The 20151-nt window shown below is 47.4% G+C and carries 16 protein-coding genes; 4 read left to right on the top strand and 12 right to left on the bottom strand.

All coding sequences use genetic code 11. The annotated features are described in order from the left end of the window. Positions 1-123: 123 nt before the first annotated feature. The 5 genes from KZ483_RS06840 to KZ483_RS28345 form a co-directional block, all read right to left on the bottom strand. Positions 124-1017, bottom strand: coding sequence for a carbohydrate ABC transporter permease (locus tag KZ483_RS06840; protein ID WP_220353303.1), 894 nt, complete (start codon positions 1015-1017; stop codon positions 124-126). 31 nt (positions 1018-1048) lie between these two features. Next, positions 1049-1906, bottom strand: a complete 858-nt coding sequence (locus KZ483_RS06835; protein ID WP_258881710.1) for an ABC transporter permease — start codon at positions 1904-1906, stop codon at positions 1049-1051. Positions 1907-2160: 254 nt separating this feature from the next. After that, complete coding sequence (locus KZ483_RS06830) at positions 2161-3792, bottom strand: ABC transporter substrate-binding protein (protein WP_220351930.1); 1632 nt, start codon at positions 3790-3792, stop codon at positions 2161-2163. Positions 3793-4061: 269 nt separating this feature from the next. Next, on the bottom strand, positions 4062-6293 hold the full coding sequence (locus KZ483_RS06825) for a helix-turn-helix domain-containing protein (protein ID WP_309568650.1): 2232 nt from the start codon (positions 6291-6293) through the stop codon (positions 4062-4064). A gap of 341 nt (positions 6294-6634) precedes the next feature. Further along, positions 6635-6805 (bottom strand): hypothetical protein, encoded by a 171-nt coding sequence (locus KZ483_RS28345; RefSeq protein ID WP_258881709.1) that lies wholly within the window; start codon positions 6803-6805, stop codon positions 6635-6637. Between the two features lie 547 nt (positions 6806-7352). Here KZ483_RS28345 and KZ483_RS06815 point away from each other — a divergent pair. The 4 genes from KZ483_RS06815 to KZ483_RS29075 all read left to right on the top strand — a co-directional run bounded on the left by KZ483_RS06815 (position 7353) and on the right by KZ483_RS29075 (position 11439). Beyond that, a complete protein-coding gene (locus KZ483_RS06815; RefSeq protein WP_220351928.1) occupies positions 7353-9038 on the top strand; it encodes a cellulase family glycosylhydrolase in 1686 nt (561 codons plus the stop codon). A gap of 37 nt (positions 9039-9075) precedes the next feature. Then, positions 9076-10800 carry a cellulase family glycosylhydrolase gene (locus tag KZ483_RS06810; protein ID WP_220351927.1) on the top strand — a complete coding sequence of 575 codons (1725 nt, stop codon included), beginning with the start codon at positions 9076-9078 and terminating at the stop codon, positions 10798-10800. A 107-nt stretch (positions 10801-10907) separates the two neighbouring features. Beyond that, positions 10908-11120 (top strand): hypothetical protein, encoded by a 213-nt coding sequence (locus KZ483_RS29080; protein ID WP_397376158.1) that lies wholly within the window; start codon positions 10908-10910, stop codon positions 11118-11120. A gap of 34 nt (positions 11121-11154) precedes the next feature. Next, positions 11155-11439, top strand: coding sequence for an SGNH/GDSL hydrolase family protein (locus KZ483_RS29075; protein ID WP_397376157.1), 285 nt, complete (start codon positions 11155-11157; stop codon positions 11437-11439). 179 nt (positions 11440-11618) lie between these two features. Here the strand turns inward: KZ483_RS29075 and KZ483_RS28890 are convergent, their stop codons facing one another. The 7 genes from KZ483_RS28890 to KZ483_RS06765 all read right to left on the bottom strand — a co-directional run bounded on the left by KZ483_RS28890 (position 11619) and on the right by KZ483_RS06765 (position 20149). After that, entirely contained in the window at positions 11619-11831 is a 213-nt protein-coding gene (locus tag KZ483_RS28890) for a beta-galactosidase trimerization domain-containing protein (protein ID WP_309568649.1), read from the bottom strand. Further along, on the bottom strand, positions 11734-11949 hold the full coding sequence (locus KZ483_RS28885) for a beta-galactosidase (protein ID WP_220351925.1): 216 nt from the start codon (positions 11947-11949) through the stop codon (positions 11734-11736). The genes KZ483_RS28890 and KZ483_RS28885 overlap by 98 nt, the downstream gene beginning before the upstream one ends. Before the next feature lie 309 nt (positions 11950-12258). Next, positions 12259-15273: a glycoside hydrolase family 2 TIM barrel-domain containing protein gene (locus tag KZ483_RS06790; protein WP_220351924.1), complete on the bottom strand. Its 3015-nt coding sequence runs from the start codon at positions 15271-15273 to the stop codon at positions 12259-12261. A 100-nt stretch (positions 15274-15373) separates the two neighbouring features. After that, positions 15374-15703: an SGNH/GDSL hydrolase family protein gene (locus tag KZ483_RS06785; RefSeq protein ID WP_220351923.1), complete on the bottom strand. Its 330-nt coding sequence runs from the start codon at positions 15701-15703 to the stop codon at positions 15374-15376. Next, the gene (locus tag KZ483_RS06780) at positions 15654-16832 is read right to left on the bottom strand and encodes a carbohydrate-binding protein (RefSeq protein ID WP_220351922.1); all 1179 of its coding nucleotides are present in this window, start codon (positions 16830-16832) and stop codon (positions 15654-15656) included. The genes KZ483_RS06785 and KZ483_RS06780 overlap by 50 nt, the downstream gene beginning before the upstream one ends. Further along, positions 16813-17106 (bottom strand): hypothetical protein, encoded by a 294-nt coding sequence (locus KZ483_RS06775; protein WP_220351921.1) that lies wholly within the window; start codon positions 17104-17106, stop codon positions 16813-16815. Before KZ483_RS06775 ends, KZ483_RS06780 begins: the two co-directional genes overlap by 20 nt. Positions 17107-17248: 142 nt before the next feature. Next, positions 17249-20149 (bottom strand): glycoside hydrolase family 9 protein, encoded by a 2901-nt coding sequence (locus KZ483_RS06765; RefSeq protein ID WP_258881567.1) that lies wholly within the window; start codon positions 20147-20149, stop codon positions 17249-17251. Positions 20150-20151 lie beyond the last annotated feature (2 nt).

Raw genomic sequence — 20151 nt, 5'->3', positions numbered from 1 at the left:
TTTGAAGGGCCTTAACAGCAGGAAAAGGGGCCGGTGGGCCCCTTTCATACTGAAATGCAAACATCCTCTCATCACCGGCATCAGACTTACCATATTGGAACTGATGTATACACTATTAGCCAATCAGCCTTTGACCGAGCCGATCATAACGCCTTTCTCAAAGTATTTCTGCAGAAATGGGTATAGCACTAAAATCGGCAATGTCGATACGATGATGACGCCGTACTTGATCTGGTCTGCGTATCTCTGCGCATAGCCTCCCGCATCTCCGCCCACGCCTGCACCGCTGGCAAATACCTGATTCGATAATAGAATATCCCTTAATATAATCTGCAGCGGCTGCAATTCATTGCTTCGGATATAAATTAAAGCTGTGAAGAAATCGTTCCAATGTCCGACCAGATAATAAAGTCCGATTACGGATATAAGCGCTTTGGACAACGGCATGGCCACTTGTATGAAAAATTTGAAATGAGAACAGCCGTCTATCGCCGCCGCCTCATACAATTCGGAGGGCAAAGAAGTTTCAAAAAACGTTCGTGCGATGATCAGATAAAAAACATTCACAGCGAATGGAAAAATAAAAACCCCTATCGTGTTAGTCAGATGCAGCCCCTTCATCAATAAGTAAGTCGGAATCAGGCCTCCGTTGAAAAACAAGGTCACGACGAAGAAGAACATAATAAACCGTCTTGCCCGAAATTCCCGTCTGGATAGTACATAGGCAGCCGGCAAGGTAAATAATAAATTCACAAATGTACCCAGAATCGTGTACGTCATAGTGTTTCTATACCCGGTCCAAATTCTCGGATCCTGAAATATTTCCTTGTATCCGAAGAGGCTGATTCCTTTCGGTATCAGAAAAACCTTTCCTGTCGATACGAGCTGGGAATCGCTGATCGACGCTATGATGATAAAGTACAATGGATATGCAACGATAAGAAACATGAACGTGCAAACCACGAACATAAAGATGCTGAACATAATTTCACTGGGACTTTTACCTCTTATACTCATACCCATAGCCATTCCCTCTTTCGACAGCCGTTTAGAACAAACTCATGTTTGAAGCTCTCTTTGCAATGGCATTCACGGCAAACAGGAAAATAAAATTAATGACCGTATTGAACAAACCGATTGCTGCAGCGTAACTGAACTGGTTCGACATAATGCCGATCTTGTAAACGTACGTTGCAATAACCTCCGATACAGGGAGATTCAATGAATTTTGCATCAGAAAGACTTTTTCAAAGCCTGTGCCGAGTATCCCGCCCATGCTGAGAATAAACAAAATAATCATCGTCGGAACGATAGCCGGTATGTCTACATAACGTATCGTTTGCCACCTGCTGGCGCCGTCCATTTTCGCGGAATCATACAATAGCGGATCGACAGTCGAAAGCGCAGCCAGATAGATAATGCTGTTCCACCCGCAATGCTGCCAGATGTCGGAGAGCACATATACTGGGATAAATGAAGTGGTCGAAGCGAGCAGATTAATATCGCCCATTCCGCCGGACTTCATCAAATATCCGACAATGCCCGTTTCCGGCGATAACAGGACATTCAGCATTCCCACCAGTACAATGATCGAAATAAAGTGAGGTAAATACACGGTGGTTTGCATGATTTGCTTTAACTTTTTCCTTCGGATCTGATTCAGGATAAGCGCCAGTATAATAGGCGCGGGAAAACCGATGATAATCGTTGCAAGACTGATGAAAAATGTATTCTTCATTAAATCGGCAAACAAATAGCTGTTAATAAATTGGTCAAAGTAATATAGTCCCCGCCATTCTCCTCCGGTAATCCCTTTGCTGAAGTCATAATCCCGGAAAGCCAGTTGAACGCCATACAGCGGGATGTAATTAAATATGAAGATAACGGCAATTGCCGGAAATATCATGATCCACAACTGATAGTCCCGCTTGAACGTGTTAATAACCGTCGGCTTCTTCGCGGACCGAACTCCGGCTGCGTCCTTATTGCCGCCAATCTCAATCGTTTGAGAGCTCATAGGCATTCTCCTAAAAAGTAGTGTTGAGCCCTAAGCTTACGGAGCAAGAATCGCAGGCGAAACCTTGCTCCGTAAGCTTAGGCGATTTAAGGAAGATGCTCTGCCGTCTTTAAGGACGGCGGCAGCATCTTCCGGCACTTGATTTAATTTTTGCTCATGTAGTCGTCGTAGTATTTTTGCATGATTTCAATGTTTTGTTCCAAGCCGGCTTTTTGATTCTCTTTCACATAGTTGTCCCACTCGGATTCAACTCCGCCTTTAATGACCCACTTCGCAAATCTGGTATTGGCCAGATTCATCACGTTCGTGTTGTTAAGGCTCATTGTGTTGTTGTCCTGAGTCGTATACTTGATGAACATGCCCGGGAATACATCTTTCTTCGGGTCTACCTCCAAAGCGTTCTTCAGCGGTTCCGACTGCGTGAGAACCTCCTGCATATCTTTGCCCAGCTTCAAATTTAACGAATCGGCAATATACATAGGTCCTGCATCAGCCATTGTTGATGTCCACTTCCATGTTCCCGGATCCATCTTCGGATCACTCGGCGGCAGTACACTGTAAGTGCCGTCTCCATTATCCTTAATGTTCGGGCCGATTGAACCGAATAACACCTGCATGCTCACTTTAGGGTTATACAATTCATTGATAAATCTTATGGCAGCTTCTTTATTTTTCGTTTTGGCCGACATGACAACCATGTTGGAACCATAATTTAATGAATTGTAATCATAGCTCCAGGAAGCTTTCGTCGTAGAATCGACCGTTAACGGCGACATCGACGTATATTGCGGTGCAAGCTGCTCGCCGAATCTGTCCGATGCTACCCAGCCCCACGTAAAGCCGACCTTCGCCGTATCTCCCGTTCCGCGGGCGACTGATTGGTATTTCGTGTAATCATGAGTAAATACTTCAGGGTTGATCAAACCGGCTTTATACAGTTTGTTTAGGAAGACAACCAGATTTTTATAGCGCTCGTCGATCAGGAAGTTCTTCACTTTACCGTCTTCAACAAAATAACCATTGCCGCTTCCATCCGTTAAAGTAATACCCTCGCTCCCGAGTAGAACGGCCGGATTGAAGTATCCTCCAATGCCGCCAGGCCAATCCATCGGGATCTCATCGTTCGGATCGCCGTTTCCGTTAGCGTCCTTTTCTTTAAAAGCGACGAGTACATCATATAATTCATCCCAGGTTGTGGGCATCTTTAACCCCAGATTGTCCAGCCACTTTTGATTAATGTATTGTCTTGTTGCAGAGGCAGGCCAGAATCTTTGGTATTTGGGCAGGCCGTAAATTTTTCCGTCCGGCTGCGTTGCAATAACTTTCGTTTCCGGCTTCTCTTCGAACATCGCCTGGACATTCGGAGCCTTCGGCAGCAATTCGGTCAAATCCTGGAACAGACCTGAGAATTGTGCAAAATCAGCGTCCGTAATAACATTGGCTCCGACAAACAAATCCGGAATATCGCCGCTGGCAAGCATTGTACCTTTCTTCTGTCCCCAGTCGGCGGTAATCTCCTGCCACTCGATTTCAACACCTGCGGCATCCTCCGCTTTCTTCAGCCATTCCATTTGTGCGAGCGGTTTCGTGAGAGGGTGCTTGACCATGATAGCCGTTAATTTAACTTTACCGCCGCTGCCGCCTGCATCCCCCGAAGTGGATCCGTTCGTATCCCCGCCGCCGTTGCCGGAATTGGAGCCGGAACCGCTGCATCCGGAGAGTACAAGTGCCAATACCGTAATCACCGACAAGAAAATCATGAACTTATTACGCATTGCATAACCCCCAACATATAGAATGTACATAAACTTCGCTGCGGCTTATTGCCGCTCCCGGCATCAAGTTGAACCTCGTAACCTCCCCCCCGTTCGCCGGGTGAATATGCTGTGCACCCTTACCCTAACCGAATCGCCTCAGGACCGTATACGGACAGTTTTTGAGCGATCATCAATTTTTGAAAGCGCTTATATTTACAGCATGAAAACGGTTGCAAATACACAGTTTTTGAACAAATCAAAAATTGCATATCTTCAAAAAATGCATCTCACATTCTCAAATCACGGAATTGCCCCGGCGTTGTGCCTATGTTTTTCTTGAAGGAACGAATAAAACTGGACGTATTGGAATAGCCTATCTGATGCGAGATCGATTCCAGCGTCTCGTCCGTGTTCCTAAGCAGCTCGATGGATTTTTGGATTCGAAGCCGGTCGATGTGCACTTTGAAATTTTGCCCCATCGTTTTCTTGAAGTAATAGCTGAAGTTCGAAAGCGACATTCCGAAGTGATCGGCAATCAGCTGCAGAGAAAAGTCGGGATTCATCCCCTCTTTTTCTATAAAGGCCAAAATCTCTTCTATTGAGACCGTTCGGGAAGGCGGCACCGTGCTCCTAATGAAATCGCACAGCTTACCGCAGCTCTCCCGCATTATCCCTACCATCTGTTCGATGGTATAACGATGGTGGAAAGCAGCTTCGGACAGCTGCAGCAAGCTCCGGTCGTCCTGTCTGAACCGGTCCAAGCCTGCCAATATAACGGTGATTGTATTCAAATATACCGTTCTCACCATATGCGGAGGCGTCCCGTCATTGCCGATATAATCGATGATCCGCTCAAGGACCGATTCGATTGCGGTGATGTCGTTTTTCAATATGAACAGCTCGAGCGATTGCAGCTGCTCCGCAAAATAGGAAACCGTACCGGTCTGCTGGACAACGATTTCCTCGAAAACAAGAACCGAGTATTGCTTACGGATGCGAAGATGCTCGGCCGCGCGCACAGCCTGCAAATAAGACAGATGGACCCCTTCCGGGGACGGCTCCGGCGACCCTATTCCAATCAGCGAACGAATGCCTGCCCGTATGGCCAGCTCTTGCTGAAGGCAGCCCAGATACGTCTTCAACTGCATATCCTGTTTGCCGGAACAGACAAAAATGATTTCGTGGTTATAGATGCTTTTGAAAAAATACCCTTGCAGACCTTCCGGAAGCTCGTTTTCCTTCATCCGGAAATAGTCGGAAGCTGTACCGATCAGATTATCTTCCGTTTCGCAGGAAATTACAGCAACCATAACTAAGGGGTAATTGAATGACAACCCGTATGGAGCGGCCTCCCTTTGAAAGTCCTCCCATGTCGTGTAATGCCCGCTTACCAGCTCAAACAACAGATTTTCCCGCATAATCGGAAGCGTGCTTCTCACTCTTTCGTCCAGCTTGCTGTTGTCGGAGGAAAGCTGATCCAGCGCAAATCGTATCGTATCGATTTCGTTCATCTTCGTTTGTTCGTTCGGTAAAAACATATTTCTGGCGAAACTGACCAAACCTTTGATCGGACGATAATTTTTGCGTATAGAAACATAAATGACGAGCACCTCAAGCAGCAGAATTAAAATAAATAGAAAAACGGTATTGCGCTGAATGGTTCGGATATCCTGCAATGTCTCCGCCACAGGTATCAAACTGACATATTGCCAACCGTTCTTATCCGAAACGTCGTGCGAGACGATATAAGACTCGCCACCCATCTTGTAAGTTCCTGATCCTGACTTGTTTTGGTCCAAGCCCGATATTAACTTGCGAAAATCGTCCGAATGACTGTAGGAGGTATCGCGCAAAGAGACTAACCGATTCCCTTTATGATCCAAGATAAAGAAGTCCCCGTTATAAGCCTCGGAAACCGACTTCATCATTCGAATGATCGTCTCTTCTCTTACCATGATTAATACCGAACCGGGGGAGCTAGTGCCGCCTAGGGGCAGCGGCAGCAGGAAGGTCAGCATTCGCATCCGGTTTTTGCCTGGAACGATGACGTTCTCGACAGGCCGGACGGTGGGCACACTCAGGCTGTTCAATTGCTCGAACATGTTCGGCCAGTCCTCGTAATAATATCCGACTCCCGGGCTTTCGAAATCATGAACACTGTATGCGCTTCCAGTCTTGGAAAAAAGATAGCCGGTGCTTTTGACGTATAAAAAGATGTTGTCGATAAATGCATCCGTCGCATTGTATTTGCGCATTTCTTCCGAGATTACAACTTTTTGATAGTCTTCTTCGTTCGCCATGTAAAGCTTCATCTCCCGGTTTTGCACCAGCTCCGACGGCAGATTGTACGCGTACCGGGTGAATATATCCATTGAGTTCATAACTTGGTCGGTGATGTGGGCGTTCCATTCCATTTGTTTCTCCTTCACGATATCCATTGAGTACGGATAATAGTAGAACAGGATAACGATGACAGGGAACAACAGGACCAGTAAATAAGAAATCAAGAATTTAGCCAACAAATTGAACCTGGTTTTTTTCACGTTTGTCACCTGCCTGTTGAATAGATCTTTAATAGAAGATAAAGTACCTTATTTATAGTATAACAGTGAATTCTGGCAGTGAATAATAAAAAGGATGTCCAAAGCGAACCGGCGCTTCGGAGACATCCTTGGTCCCAATCACCAAAACTCATTGGCCCATTCTTGGCCAATTCCTACGGCATCGGATCGCGAAAAGCCAATTAATATTCACATTATATCTTTAAGGTGTATATTAACTCAACCGCACAGATCATGGGACTTGATCCAGGCGGCCTCTGCGTACAACAATTATCAAAATTGGTTTTGCATATGATTCCTTATGAGTGCACGACTACCAACGTGGCTGCAATCAAAGTAATCATAAAGGCCGGTGCCGCACTTCCGACAGGATGCTTCACTCTGAAATGTAAAAGGCATGCCACCAGCATCGTGATGCCAATCCAAAGGCCTGCCCATGCGGCTGCTACCGGATTCCAGTATCCGATCACAAGTCCGGCTGCTCCGGCTAGTTGAACGAACCCCGTGACAACTCGAAACCGGCAGTCCAAGCGACTCGAACATATCAACGAAATTTTTCGCACCAGCCAGCTTGCTCCCGCCGCCAAAGACCATGGAGACGAGCAGAAAACTTTGTAAAATAACTAAAATGATATACATAAGGCTCCCCTTCCTTTTATTTTAATGAAACAGGCAAAAATGATGCTTCTTTCCGGACTCCCCATCAAACACGTAGCCGTTAGTCTTGGATATGGAGATATTTATTCCTTTACCAGACAATTTACGAAATCGTAAGGAGTGTCTCCCGGACGGTATATCCGTAACCGCCTCAATCAGATCGTTTAAATCCAATTTTGATATGATTTTTGGTGCATTTTTTATTGTATTATCTGGAAGTTCACACAGTTAAAATAAAAATGACACCGCTTACACCAATTTAGGGAGGTGCATAAAAAACTACAAAGGAGCGAAGTGTCGCTGTAATCGGTTTCTCGAAAGATAGCAAGCTTGTAATTTATTAGAGCAGGGGAGGAAATTATGTGTAAAACAAAAGCTTTCCTGTCGTTGATGTTGACTATCGCTTTGTTGTTTACTGCGTTTTCGTTTTCGTACCCGGCCTCGACCTCTGCCGCAACTCCTATGCAAACGTATGTGAGCGCGATGCAGCCCGGATGGAATCTGGGGAACACGTTAGAGGCGATCGGAACCGATTTCGAGTCTTCCTGGGGCAACCCGCCCGTAACCCAAGAATTCATTCAGGAAATTAAAGCGCAAGGCTTTAAGAGCATTCGTATTCCTGTTTCGTGGAATCAGCGGATGAGTGCCGCCCCTGACTATACGATTGATCCGGCGTTCCTGAATCGCGTTGAAGAAGTGGTCGACATGGCGCTCGCAGAGGGTCTGTACGTTATGCTCAATATTCACGACGTGTGGCAGTGGATGAGGCCGTCGATGGCTACGCAGCATGATGCGGTGATGGAACAATTCGAAGCCGCATGGACGCAAATCGCCAACCGCTTCAAGAATCATGACATCAAACTAATGTTTGAAAGCGCTAACGAACCCGATTACCTAAACGTTGATGAGGCGACGCAGCACGCGTATCTTGATGAGGTTAACACGACCTTCTTCAACATTGTAAGAGCGTCCGGCGGCAATAATGCGGTTCGTCCACTTGTACTTCCGTCTCTGATGACGAATGCCAGTCAAGTACATCTGAATTCGCTCGCAACCACGATAGAAAATTTGAATGACCCGAATCTGATCACTACCGTTCATTTTTACGGCTTCTGGCCGTTTGCTGTAAATATCGCGGGCGTTACAACGTTTAATGCCGAAACGAAAAACGATATCGATACAATGGTTAACAATGTCTATAATACGTTCGTATCGAAGGGCATTCCCGTTGTCGTAGGCGAATACGGAATACTCGGTCACGATAAGAACAGGGAAACCGTCGAGCGTGGAGAGATGCTTAAGTATTTCGAATACTTCCTCCACGCTACGCAGTCGAAGGACATTGCGACGATGTGGTGGGATAACGGCTCGTACTTTAACCGCACAACCTACGAGTGGAGAGACCAGGAGCTTTACAATATTATCATGCACAGCTTGACAGGCCGCACTTCGACGACGTCTTTCGATCAGATCTTCATCAAGAGCGGCGAGCCGGTCAGCGACCAATCGATCACCTTGAACCTGAACGGCAACAGCTTTGTCTCGCTTAAGAATGGCGATCAAACGCTGGTATCCGGCACAGACTATACCGTTAACGGGAACGTGTTAACCCTTAAAGCAAGCTATCTTTCTGGTTTCGCTACAGGCGGGTTCGGCCAAAAAGCGGTATTGTCGGCTCATTTCAACTCGGGCCCCGATTGGAAAATCCGTGTCCGCTATTATAATACGCCGGTACTATCAAAAGCATCAGGTACATCCAGCGGCGGCTTAGCTATTCCGACTGCTTTCAACGGGGATGTGCTTGCCACAATGGAAGCGGTATACACGAACGGCACTAACGCCGGCCCGCATAACTGGACCTCGTATAAGGAGTATGCTTACGCATTCTTGCCAGACTATGCGAATAACACGATCATGATAACACCGAACTTCTTCGCCGAAACAACAGGCGGAACGATCAACCTGACGTTTCACTACTGGAGCGGCGCCATTGTCAAATACCAGTTAACGATGAAGGGCAACCGTTTCACAGGTTTGCCCCAGTAAGGATCTGCTCAATTCATGAAACCAAAGGAGAGTTCCTATGAAAGCAAAAAGATCGTATTTATCTGTCTTCTTGGTCGTTGCCCTGCTCATGACGATGTTTCCACTCGTCAGCTCGGCCGCTGATTCCCAGCAAGAAACCAAAATGCAGTCTTATGTCAGTGCGATGCAGCCTGGATGGAACCTGGGCAATACATTTGATTCATTTAATACAAATGCTCCAAATAATGGAGACGAGACGTCCTGGGGCAACCCGATCGTTACCAAAGAATTCATTAAGGAAATTAAGAAACAGGGCTTCAAAAGTATCCGCATTCCGATTACATGGAGCGGGCGGATGGGCGGCGCACCGGATTATACGATCAATCCTGATTGGATGGACCGTGTACAGCAAGTAGTCGACTGGTCGCTGCAAGAGGGACTGTATGTCATGATCAACATTCACCACGACTCCTGGATGTGGGTCAGCAAGGCGCCGGAGAATCATGACGCCGTATTGGCCCAATATAATGCGATCTGGACGCAAGTTGCCGACCGCTTTAAGAATCATTCCAACAAGCTGATGTTCGAAAGCATCAACGAACCGTTATTTGAAAACGTTGATGTGGCGACGCAGCACGCATTTCTAGATGAGTTTAACAAATCCTTCGTACATATTGTAAGAGCGTCGGGAGGCAACAATGACGTTCGTCCGCTCGTGCTGCCGACGTTATTTACGAATCACTCGCAAGAGCATGTGGATTCGCTTGCAAGCACGATTGCCGATCTGAACGATCCGAATTTGATCGCTACCATTCATTTTTACGGCTTCTGGCCGTTCAGCGTAAACATTGCGGGCTTCCCGAAGCTTGAAGAATTAACGATTAACGATATCGATACAATGGCTAACAATGTATATAGTACGTTCGTATCGAAAGGAATTCCCGTTGTCATAGGCGAATTCGGACTGCTCGGCTGGGATGCTGTACCTTTCAAAACGCCGTTCAGCGAAGGTGTGCCTCAGCATGGCGAAATGCTGAAGTTTTTAGAGTATTTCACCTATAAATCCATAGAGAACAAGCTTACCCTTATGCTGTGGGACAACGGCGGGCGGTTTGACCGCAGAACGCTTGAGTGGAACGATCCGGAGCTCTACAATCTGATCATGGCAAGCTTGAAGAGCCGCTCTTCCACGGCCGAATCCGATCTGATCTTCGTAAGGAAAGACGCCCCGGCGCAGGACGCCGTAATGCCCTTGAGCTTGAACGGCAATGTTCTGACCGGCATTAAGGCCGGAGACTATAAGTTGATGAAAGGCAAAGATTATGAGTTGAACGGCGAAAACCTGACCCTCAAAGCAAGTTATCTCGCCAAGCTGACCGAATCGGCCGAACTCGGCGAGGCAGCCGTATTGAAAGCGGAGTTCAACAAGGGGGCAGATTGGACCTTCTATGTCATGTACAATGACACGCCTGTGCTGCAAAACGTGGAAGGCACCACAGCAAGCTTTGCGATTCCGACCGCCTTCAACGGCGACCGACTTGCTACGATGGAGGCCGTGTATGCTGAAGGGGGCAACGCCGGTCCGCATAACTGGACTTCGTTCAAGGAGTTCGCCCGAACATTTAAACCATCTTATGCTACAAATCAAATCACGCTTACACAGAGCTTCTTCAACGAGGTGAACGACGGAACGGTGATTCTGAAGTTCCACTTCTGGAGCGGCGCCATCATCGAATACACGATTACGAAGAACGGCACGAGCATCACGGGCACAGCATCGTAGAGCCGGATTCGTTTCGGGAATTAAGGAGTCCTGCCTTACGCCCGTGCGTACGGCAGGACTCCCTTCTTGCTGCCAAAAAATATCCAATAACGAAAGGAAAATCAATTATGAATCCAAGACGACAAACGATTTTGTTTCAAGGCGATTCCATTACCGATGGCAACCGTGACCGCAACGAGGACCCGAATCCCATTTTGGGGCATGGCTTTGCATTTACCATTGCAAGCTCGGCTTCGAATTGGCCTGCAACCGGCCTCATTTTATCAACCGGGGCGTCAGCGGCAACCGGGTTGCGATTTGTACGCCCGCTAGGACGATGACGCGATCCGCTTAAATCCGGATCTTATCAGCATCTTGATCGGCGTCAACGACGTTTGGTGGACTATGTCGGAATGTTCGGTCGACCGTTTCGAGAGAGCGTACCGGCATTTGCTTGCGGAGACGAAGGAGAGGTTGCCTTCCGCAGGATTGGTGCTATGCGAGCCGTTTATATTGAAAGTCGGGGCGACTGAGGAAAAATGGGAGGATTGGCGAAAACGCATCGATGACTACCGCCGTATCGTTTGCCAGTTGGCCGAAGATTACGATGCGGTAGGAATTTCGAGTGCCCGTGTTGGAGCGCAACTTCATTGCCGCTAACTGCATCGTATACGGCAATCGCCTTATCCGAATTTCATTCGTTTTAAACAGTCGCAGCAATGGATATTCCACCAAATTCTTCGACTAACTTGACGATTTCAACCGCATACGGGTCAAGATGGCAAACCGGTAAATCGGGTTAGACCCGCTCCATCGGCAGCCTTCCCGAATAATTCCAGTTAGAAGCTTTCCTCGGCAACGATACCCATATAGTAAACTTTACCCTTCCCATATGAATGAACCTTCACAGCCGTTTTACCCGCATAGAAATCGTCCTCATACCAAGCAACCGTCTCAGCGCCCGCAGGCTCCAGCATACGGAGCGCTTCGCCACCGGAAATGAACGAGCGTATCGGCGCCGCGGGCAATGCATTGCCAAGCGAAGGCCCCAATAAATCCGGGCTGCGGGGTCCGCCACATCGGAAACCAGCATCCGGAAGGGCCGCTTATCGTTTCCGTCGGCAGCCATCCGATACTTCTTTGACGATGTCGCCATTCCCGCCGCGCCATGGGCTATGTTTAATCGAATGCTCCGTGTAGGCGCTAGGCCGGGGCAGAATCTGTCATGATGCTTGCAAGTCAGGATCAATCCGGTCATTCCGGCAGATTTGCATACCTCCACCCATTACTTCGCATCGAACGCGGCAGGATGGAAGAGCGCCGTGGCCTCGTCGCCAAGCCCCCATTCTCTATCCGTAAAAGTGTTAATCTCGAAATGAATAAAGGAGTAAAACTCCAATTCCTGCCATGCCAGCTATCTTGCCGACGGTACAATATGCGCTGAGTTTCTGATCGATTCATTCATCGTAATACTCCCAGTCATCGAATTTGTGTTGGCTTAATCCAAAACTCAAACTCAAAATCTTTTTCATTTAATTGATATTGCTCCAACAAGAAAGGTCCACAGCTGTTTGATCCTATGCCGGATTGTTTGTAATCCATGCACACAACAGAGTATCCGCTCTTTTCGAGCTCGTAATGATGTCTTTTGGCCGATAATTCCTCTTGCGTGTATTCGGAAGCGTTGAAGGAAAATGGCGTTTCTGCCTGAAAGGCGACCAGGATATCGTTGGAGCTGATGTTCACATATTCGCAGCCGTAATGGGATGAATTTTCTTGCGGTTTGATATAATCCTCATGCATTTCGGAAATATGCTGTGAGAATACGCCCATATAGGAAGCTTGATGCTTATCGTTATAGCTTTCATACGGTCCGTACCCGTAATATTCCACCTGATCAAATTGTTTGTTCATAAACATTCTCACGCCAAAGCGCGGCAAGTAAGGACGTTCATCTGCAACTTGAACCTTATATTTTATTTTTATTTCACCGCTATTGAAGATAGCGGTTTCGGTCTGCAGTTGAAACGTATTATGGTAGGAGTGCCCCCCAAGAGCGATTTGGGAGCGAATCAGAACGTCGGAATCCGATTTCTCCACTGATATATGGTAAACCTTGGTCGTAAGGTTCCCGAAGCTGAACATATTCCACTTCGATTTAATCCATTCGTTATCCGTTGGTGCTCGATAAGCGTTGAATTCCATTGGTTTTTCGATTAATTCTTTATGGTGGAAAGTCAATTGATCAAAAAGTGCAATCGATTTATTGAACCGATAATCGAAGTCTTCGCCAGAAATATAGATGTATTTCTTATCCTCCGAATAATTAACAGATTCGATCGCTTGTGAAGGTGAAGGTTCGATCACTTTGAGTTCCTTGTAAATCAACAATTGATCGAAGCCGATCTCGTGGCCCTTTTCCGACCACAGCGTGTCTTGCTTTTGCGAGAAAATAAATCGCACATAAACACTTGCGCCGGTCACCCCTGCAAGACTTGGGATAGTCACAATAGTTGAGGTCTTTGCCGGCACTTGAATATCCAATTCCTCTTGTAAAATTACTTTGCCCGTGTCCGTAACCTGAACGGTGCATGCCAGCTTCTCGGACAAATTAGAAAAGTCATAGGTATTGATGAACTCATATACTCCATTCGAGGCGTCAACTGATTTGATTCGAATCGGACGATAAACATTTTTTGCTTCTTTCAACCCCGTATGAGGCGTACGATCCGGATATACCAGTCCGTCAATACAGAAGTTTCCGTCATGGCGCGGCTCATTGAAATCCCCGCCATAGGCATACTTTGGTTTGCCATTGCTGTCTTCCCCGATTTTAATCCCGTGGTCGCACCATTCCCAAATAAATCCGCCGCTAAATCTATCATTTGAATAAATGATTTGCCAATAGTCTTCTAAATCTCCAGGTCCATTGCCCATGGAATGGCTGTATTCACATAATACTAACGGACGTTTTTCGTCTTCTTTATTCAGAAAATCGTTTTTCATCCATTGAGTTGCAGGATACATCGTAGAAACAACGTCTAATACCGCTTCGCTGTCGTCCGCTTTTTCTTCGCCTTCTAATTCGTGCATGCTTTGATAATGGACTAATCTTGTTGGATCGTATTGTTTAACGTATTTCGCAGCCTTTTCCATGATTTTGCTGTAGCCGGCTTCATTGCCTAGAGACCATAACAATACACAAGGGCGATTTAAATCTCTAGTAATCATGAGGTCGATTCGATCCAAGATCGCTTTCTCATAGTCGTCTCGAACGACAAGCAAAGCAATCCCGGAATAGCCCCCCCCGTTCTCTTGTGTGTGTGCCGCCACTACGGAACCGTGAGATTCAAGGTCCGCTTCGTCAATGACATAAAAGCCAAGTTCATCGCAGAGTTGAAGGAAAATCGGACTGTTCGGGTAGTGTGCTGTTCGGATGCTGTTGATATTGTGCTGCTTCATTAAATAGAGGTCAGCTAACATCTGTTCCCTGCTAATAACGGAGCCAGTCACAGGGTCGCTGTCATGACGGTTGACTCCTTTGAATTTAATCGCCGCCCCATTCAACAGGATGACTCCGTTCTTAACGGCAACCTCCCGAATACCAACCTTCTCGGCAATCATTTCCTCATCGGTCTGCAACGTGATTTTGTATAAATCCGGATGCTCCGCATTCCACAGTGCTGGCTGATCCAAACTGAAGACCGCCGTTGCTTCACCGGATTGCAAATAACTTTCACCAAGCAATGTGCCCATCGGATCATAGAGCTTCACTGCAACGTTTGTATTTGCATGAACTTCGACAGCAATGTCCGCCTTCGTATATGAATCATAGAGTTTGGAGGTGATACGATAACTGTCGATTCGATTCCGCGGCCTGGAGAGGATGTACACGTCTCTGAATATGCCCGACATCCGCCATTTATCCTGATCCTCGAGATAGGTCCCGTCACACCATTTGAGCACAACAACCGTCATCGTATTCCTGCCGCTGACAAGATATCTGGTAATGTTAAACTCACTTGTCATATGAGATACCTGACTGTATCCGACGAACTGGTCATTTATATATAAATAAAAGCAGCTATCCACCCCTTCAAAGTTTATAAATCGTTCAAAGCCATCGGATACATCCATCAAAAATTTCAGGTTGTATACGCCTATCGGATTCTGATCAGGGACATACGGCGGATCAAACGGTATGGGGTAATGAATATTTGTATATTGAGGCACATCATATCCGTGCAGCTGCCAGTTGGAAGGCACGGGGATTTTATTATATTGGTTTAATTCCAGGAAGTTGTCTTCTAAATTTTGGAAGCTTTCATAATACCGAAAGTTCCAACTTCCATTTAATAGAACAAAACGATGGGATGTTTCCCGCTCTGCGAAAGCATCTTGTTCTGGAGAAAACGGGATATAATAATTGCGATTTTTTTCCGTATTTATATGCAGCTGCTGTGGATCCTCATGGTAGTTGGTCTGGATCAACATAATTCCTCCTCAACACGGGCCTCAGATTGTTTGAGAGGCGGTATGGTAAACCTCTCTAATCACTAATTATATAGCGCTTTCATACTAATTTCCTTGATTTTCAAGTCAACAAATAGCACAATATAGACAGATGAGCACACAAGACAATGGCGCACCAATTCGAACCTACCATCCCAGCCGATTGAACGTCAAACTTCATAGCCGAAATATTGGTATCGCCGGTTTCATCCGAATAAGCTGCGACTGCTTGCTCCACCATCGGGAAAAGAGCATCCCCCATTATGCCCAGGGTGCACATCAAATGCGCATTCGCATTACGCGATCGAACCTGCTTCAGGAATTCGACATAGGCATCTCTGTACTCAGCCTGCTTCACCGGATCATCTTTCGTATACGAATAGTCGTTCGTCCCAAGATTTATAACAATCATAATCTGTCTGCCCTAACGCAACCTGGTCGCCTTTTATCGTAATTTGCGCCTTTGTGCCCCTAAACTTGAACTCCGCCCCGCTGCCGGACAACGCCAGCCAAAGCGTGTCATTATAGAAAACGGTCCTGCCGATCGGCTTTACGAAGTTCTCCTCTGCTCTAAATAATTGATCGCCCTGCGCCAATATAATATAGTCTACATTCCAGCCCGAATCTCCGGCATCATATTGGAACTTCAATGTCGCGCCTGCAGGGATATTGACCGGCACGGTTACGCTAGTGTAGGCACCATTCCATTGGCCATTCCCGGTGAAGCTGATGGTCTTTGTCTTGACCCCATTCACGTACATACTATACGTACCCGAGTTAGTGGCAGCGTATCTCACAGTAAGGCTGGTTGCAGCAGGAACATTGTTGAACTGAATGCCATTTCCGCTCACATGAAGATACTCAACCGCCTGACCGCCTGACGCTGAGGAGTCATTGTAGACAGAAGCGAATCCTAGCCTGGTCGCAGTTTCCGCTTCAATTGGCGCAGGAGAAACCCGAATATGGTCAAGGTTAATGATTCCCGTATCGCCATATTTGTAAGCGATCGTATTGACGCCGGCATTTAATGTCACCGTTTCCGTTTGATTGCCCCATGTATCCCAGTTCGCAAGCATAGGCAAGCTTGTTTGCTTGATTTTCGTTCCATTCACAATAAGACTCACTGTAGCCGGATTGAAAGCGGCATTGCCGTAACGTGCGGTTACTTTGTATTTCCCTGCAGCCGGAACGTTAACGGTAAAAGTCGCTGTTCCTCCAAAGTTCCAGTATCCATCCACAAAGCCGCTGCCCGTGTATCCTGGATGATTGGTATTGACCTTAACCCCGCCTGACAGCTCAGCTTGTTCGGCTTCAAGTTGAATGGTGGCTTCATTCGAGTTGGACAACATCGCAACCAAGAAGGTCAGGGGCGAGTTGTAATTCAAGGCTTGCTCATTGGTCTCCCAGTCGATAGAGGAACCGTTGTAAGCCTTGCCGCTGAAAGTATAGCGTCCGTTGTTGTTCGGACCGCCAGGCATGTAACCGCTGGGCATCTCCAAGAGAAAGTCTGCATTGTAAATTTCATGAATGGTTTTTGTCACACGGCGCTCTGCTGGCCACCCAGGAGCCGTTGGTTTCGATCTTCTTCGCTGCCTTGCCCAGATAGGTTTCATCGGTTACCGTATTGCCGTGGCCATATTTATAATCATTGATCACGAGATCCTTTAGCTTGTTCCAATCCGCACCACCGGGAGGCAGATAAGGATCGTCGTCAGCAGCTGTGGCGGGAAGCGCACACAACAGCAGCAGTGAAACGGACATACATAAGGAAATGATTTGTTTGATGATGCGAAGCGACTTTTTCTTTGTTTTCATCTTGATAGTCTTCTTTTTAAAGTCTTTTTCTTCATAAAAGCGCATACATTAAATGATACTGCAACATCGATCATGATATGGACATCTCACCTGAAATACCTCCGAACCATTCCGGTCGGAGGTATCAAGCTTCTAAACAAGCTTATTTATTTCCTGACTGATCATGGGGAACCGTGACGGTGACAGATGCTTCCGTAACATTCCCTGCTTGATCTATCGCTCTATAAGTAATGGTATAAACTAGAGGCTCTTTACCCTTTGCTTTTTTGGCCAGAAGCATGAATTCCGTATCGGATGTGCCGAAATCTGCCTCTTGTACCATAGATTCATAGCTGTCGACGGCTACGCTCGGCGTAATAGACAGCAATTCCACTTGAGACTCATCCGCAGTTTCTACGGTTGCCGTCACCTTAACCAGACGATTGTTGGCCGGCCACAATGTTTCCTTATCCAGGACAACATTCAGGGTTGGAGCAACCGTATCAATGATCAAGCTTCTGTACGCCCACTCCGACCAGTCGCCCCGATTGTCCTTCAATCGAACCCTGATCGACCAATCTCCGTCCTCCAATCCATCCAATGTGTATGAACCGGATGCGCCAGCCAGTTCACCGCTGTCCACGTCAACCGTCTCCCAATCGCTGCTGGAGGCTTGAACCTGATAGGCGGCTTGTACATCCGCATCGTCGGCGTCAAGGAACGTCCAGTCAATCCGCGGATTATTTAAATGGATTGCCTGGCCTTCCTCATACGAGGTGATCGAGACGGCTGGAGCAGAATTCGATTCGGACAACATCGCAACCAAGAAGGTCAGGGGCGAGTTGTAATTCAAGGCTTGCTCATTGGTTTCCCAGTCGATAGAGGAATTGTTGTAAGCCTTGCCGCTGAAGGTATAGCGTCCGTTGTTGTTCGGACCGCCAGGCATGTAACCGCTGGGCATCTCCAAGAGAAAGTCGCCATTGTAAACTTCATGGATGGTTCTTGTCACACGGCGCTCTCCGTGCCCGGTAATATAGCTCATCTGAAGCGGGTTAATCCCAAGCAGATAGTTCAGATTGCTGGCGGCTACCTTAAGGTCTTCTTCATTAAACAGGCCGAGAATGCGGCTGCCGATCGCGAGGCCAACCGGAACGCCGGCATTATTGGAGTTCGCTCCCCAATAAAAATCATCCAGGGTGGCATTTCCCCACACCGATTTATTCCTATTGGCATTGATGAGAATGTCACGCCATTGTACAAATTTATCGGTAAACCATGTCTTCACTGCGGCGTTCGGCTGATCCCCCATCATGTAATGGTAGAATCCCATCCTTTGCAAGGAGCCGATATTGTGCGAGAACGTTTCATCCTCGAAAATAGAAGCGAAATTCAAGTAATGAGCGACGACGTAATCGTTATACACTTGCTCTCCGGTTGCCCGGTACAGCGTCGCTGCGGCATAGAAGCGGTCGTTCACATCGCTGGAAGAGTAGTATGGACCATCCGGCTGCGGGATGAATTCCGGATGCTGCTCCAGATAGTTCCATCCGCGGAGAGCGGCAGCCTTCAACGTCTCGGCATAATCCGTCAACCCAGGAACATCCTTCATGACGATATACGCATGAGCCAGAGCGCCAACTGCAGCGCCGGTGTGGAACGTCGGTATGAGTCTATTGCTTGCCGTTCCATCCATGATATAGCGATCAGGTGAATGCTCCCGATTGACGAAAGCATAGAAGCCTCCTGTGGCCTCATCCTGCATTTTGAGAATAAAATCCGTTTCAACCTTGATCTCGTCCAGCAGATCCGGGATGCCGTTTCCGCTTTCCGGGATATTCATCGAATGATCCTGGAATTGGCTCGGAAAGCTCTCGTATGCCCAGAGGAGATCAGAGATGGCTGTCGCTCCCACTGTGACATATTTGCCCAAGTCGCCGGCATCCCACCATCCGCCGGAAACATCCTTCGTGATCGTCGGATTGGATTGGAACGGAAGGTTCTGGTCTTCCTTGCGATCGCCGGTCCTGGCGAAGATCCCTGCGTGTTCCGCTAACAGATCCTCATTGGCGCGCTGGAAGTAGAAGAACTTCTGCACATCTTTCAAAAGGGTGCTGTAAATGCTGCCATCGCCGATCTGGAAGGCAACGGAAGGTTCAGCGACCCCATCCACAGTCAGCACATATTCGCCCGGTTCGTTCAGGCCGGTGAAGTCCGCCTTCAGCACCTTCTCCCCGGAGGAAGCATCATAGGCTGCGACCAAGGACAACGCGCCGGAGTAAGCAACGCTCATATCCGATGCCTTTTTCACTTGAAAAGGTGTGCCGGGCACCGCAGTCAGCTCGTCGTAATAGCCGCTCACCAGAGCGTATTTCTCGCTATTAACAATATAACCGACCTGGTTCACCTTGATCGGAGCATAGCTTGCCGCCTCATCCGGCGATTTGATGACAATATTGCTGATCCAGAACGTTTTCGGATTGTTATCCCCGGTGAAGTTCAGCATCTGCACACTGGAACTACTGAAAATGCTGTTGGAGTCAAAGATATCCTTCAGCGGAACAGAATAATGTTTCCATTCTGTTGTAAGCTCCTCTCCTAACGGAATCGATGCAGTCACAGAGGTTTGATACGGATGCTTATCGTTATCCGTGAAAAACTCTCCGTCCACCAACCGTTCCGTGACGACATCTACAAATCCCACGGAGAAGGTTTCGCCGCCAACCGCTCCAACCGCATCGAACTCTAATGTACCATTTTCGTACGGGCTTATATCCAACGTCTGCCAACCGTTCAGGATATAATTGGCTCCCCAAAAGCTGTCGACAGCGATTTTCCTCGCTGCCTGGCCCAGATACGTTTCATTCGTTGACTGGCTGCCGTAATTCCATGCAAAATCATTGATCGCGAGTTCCTTCAGCTTGTTCCAGTCCGCGCCTCCGGGAGGCAGAAACGGATCGTTCTCATCAGCTGCAGCGGGAAACGCGCAGGTCAGCAGAAGCGAAACGAACACCAATAAGGAAATGATTGATTTGGTGAATCCACGCGACTTTTTCCTTGTTTTCATCT

It is taken from the genome of Paenibacillus sp. sptzw28 (genome assembly GCF_019550795.1).
GTDB lineage: Bacteria > Bacillota > Bacilli > Paenibacillales > Paenibacillaceae > Paenibacillus_Z.
The sequence above is the reverse complement of the archived record's forward strand: the minus strand, read 5'-3'. Positions and strand labels throughout refer to the sequence as shown.

Coding starts and splice junctions, on each gene's coding strand:
- KZ483_RS06840 (WP_220353303.1), bottom strand. CDS start 1,017: ATGAGTATAAGAGGTAAAAGTCCCAGTGAAATTATGTTCAGCATCTTT.
- KZ483_RS06835 (WP_258881710.1), bottom strand. CDS start 1,906: ATGATATTTCCGGCAATTGCCGTTATCTTCATATTTAATTACATCCCG.
- KZ483_RS06830 (WP_220351930.1), bottom strand. CDS start 3,792: ATGCGTAATAAGTTCATGATTTTCTTGTCGGTGATTACGGTATTGGCA.
- KZ483_RS06815 (WP_220351928.1), top strand. CDS start 7,353: ATGTGTAAAACAAAAGCTTTCCTGTCGTTGATGTTGACTATCGCTTTG.
- KZ483_RS06810 (WP_220351927.1), top strand. CDS start 9,076: ATGAAAGCAAAAAGATCGTATTTATCTGTCTTCTTGGTCGTTGCCCTG.
- KZ483_RS29080 (WP_397376158.1), top strand. CDS start 10,908: ATGAATCCAAGACGACAAACGATTTTGTTTCAAGGCGATTCCATTACC.
- KZ483_RS28885 (WP_220351925.1), bottom strand. CDS start 11,949: ATGGCGCGGCGGGAATGGCGACATCGTCAAAGAAGTATCGGATGGCTG.
- KZ483_RS06790 (WP_220351924.1), bottom strand. CDS start 15,273: ATGTTGATCCAGACCAACTACCATGAGGATCCACAGCAGCTGCATATA.
- KZ483_RS06785 (WP_220351923.1), bottom strand. CDS start 15,703: ATGATTGTTATAAATCTTGGGACGAACGACTATTCGTATACGAAAGAT.
- KZ483_RS06775 (WP_220351921.1), bottom strand. CDS start 17,106: ATGAAAACAAAGAAAAAGTCGCTTCGCATCATCAAACAAATCATTTCC.
- KZ483_RS06765 (WP_258881567.1), bottom strand. CDS start 20,149: ATGAAAACAAGGAAAAAGTCGCGTGGATTCACCAAATCAATCATTTCC.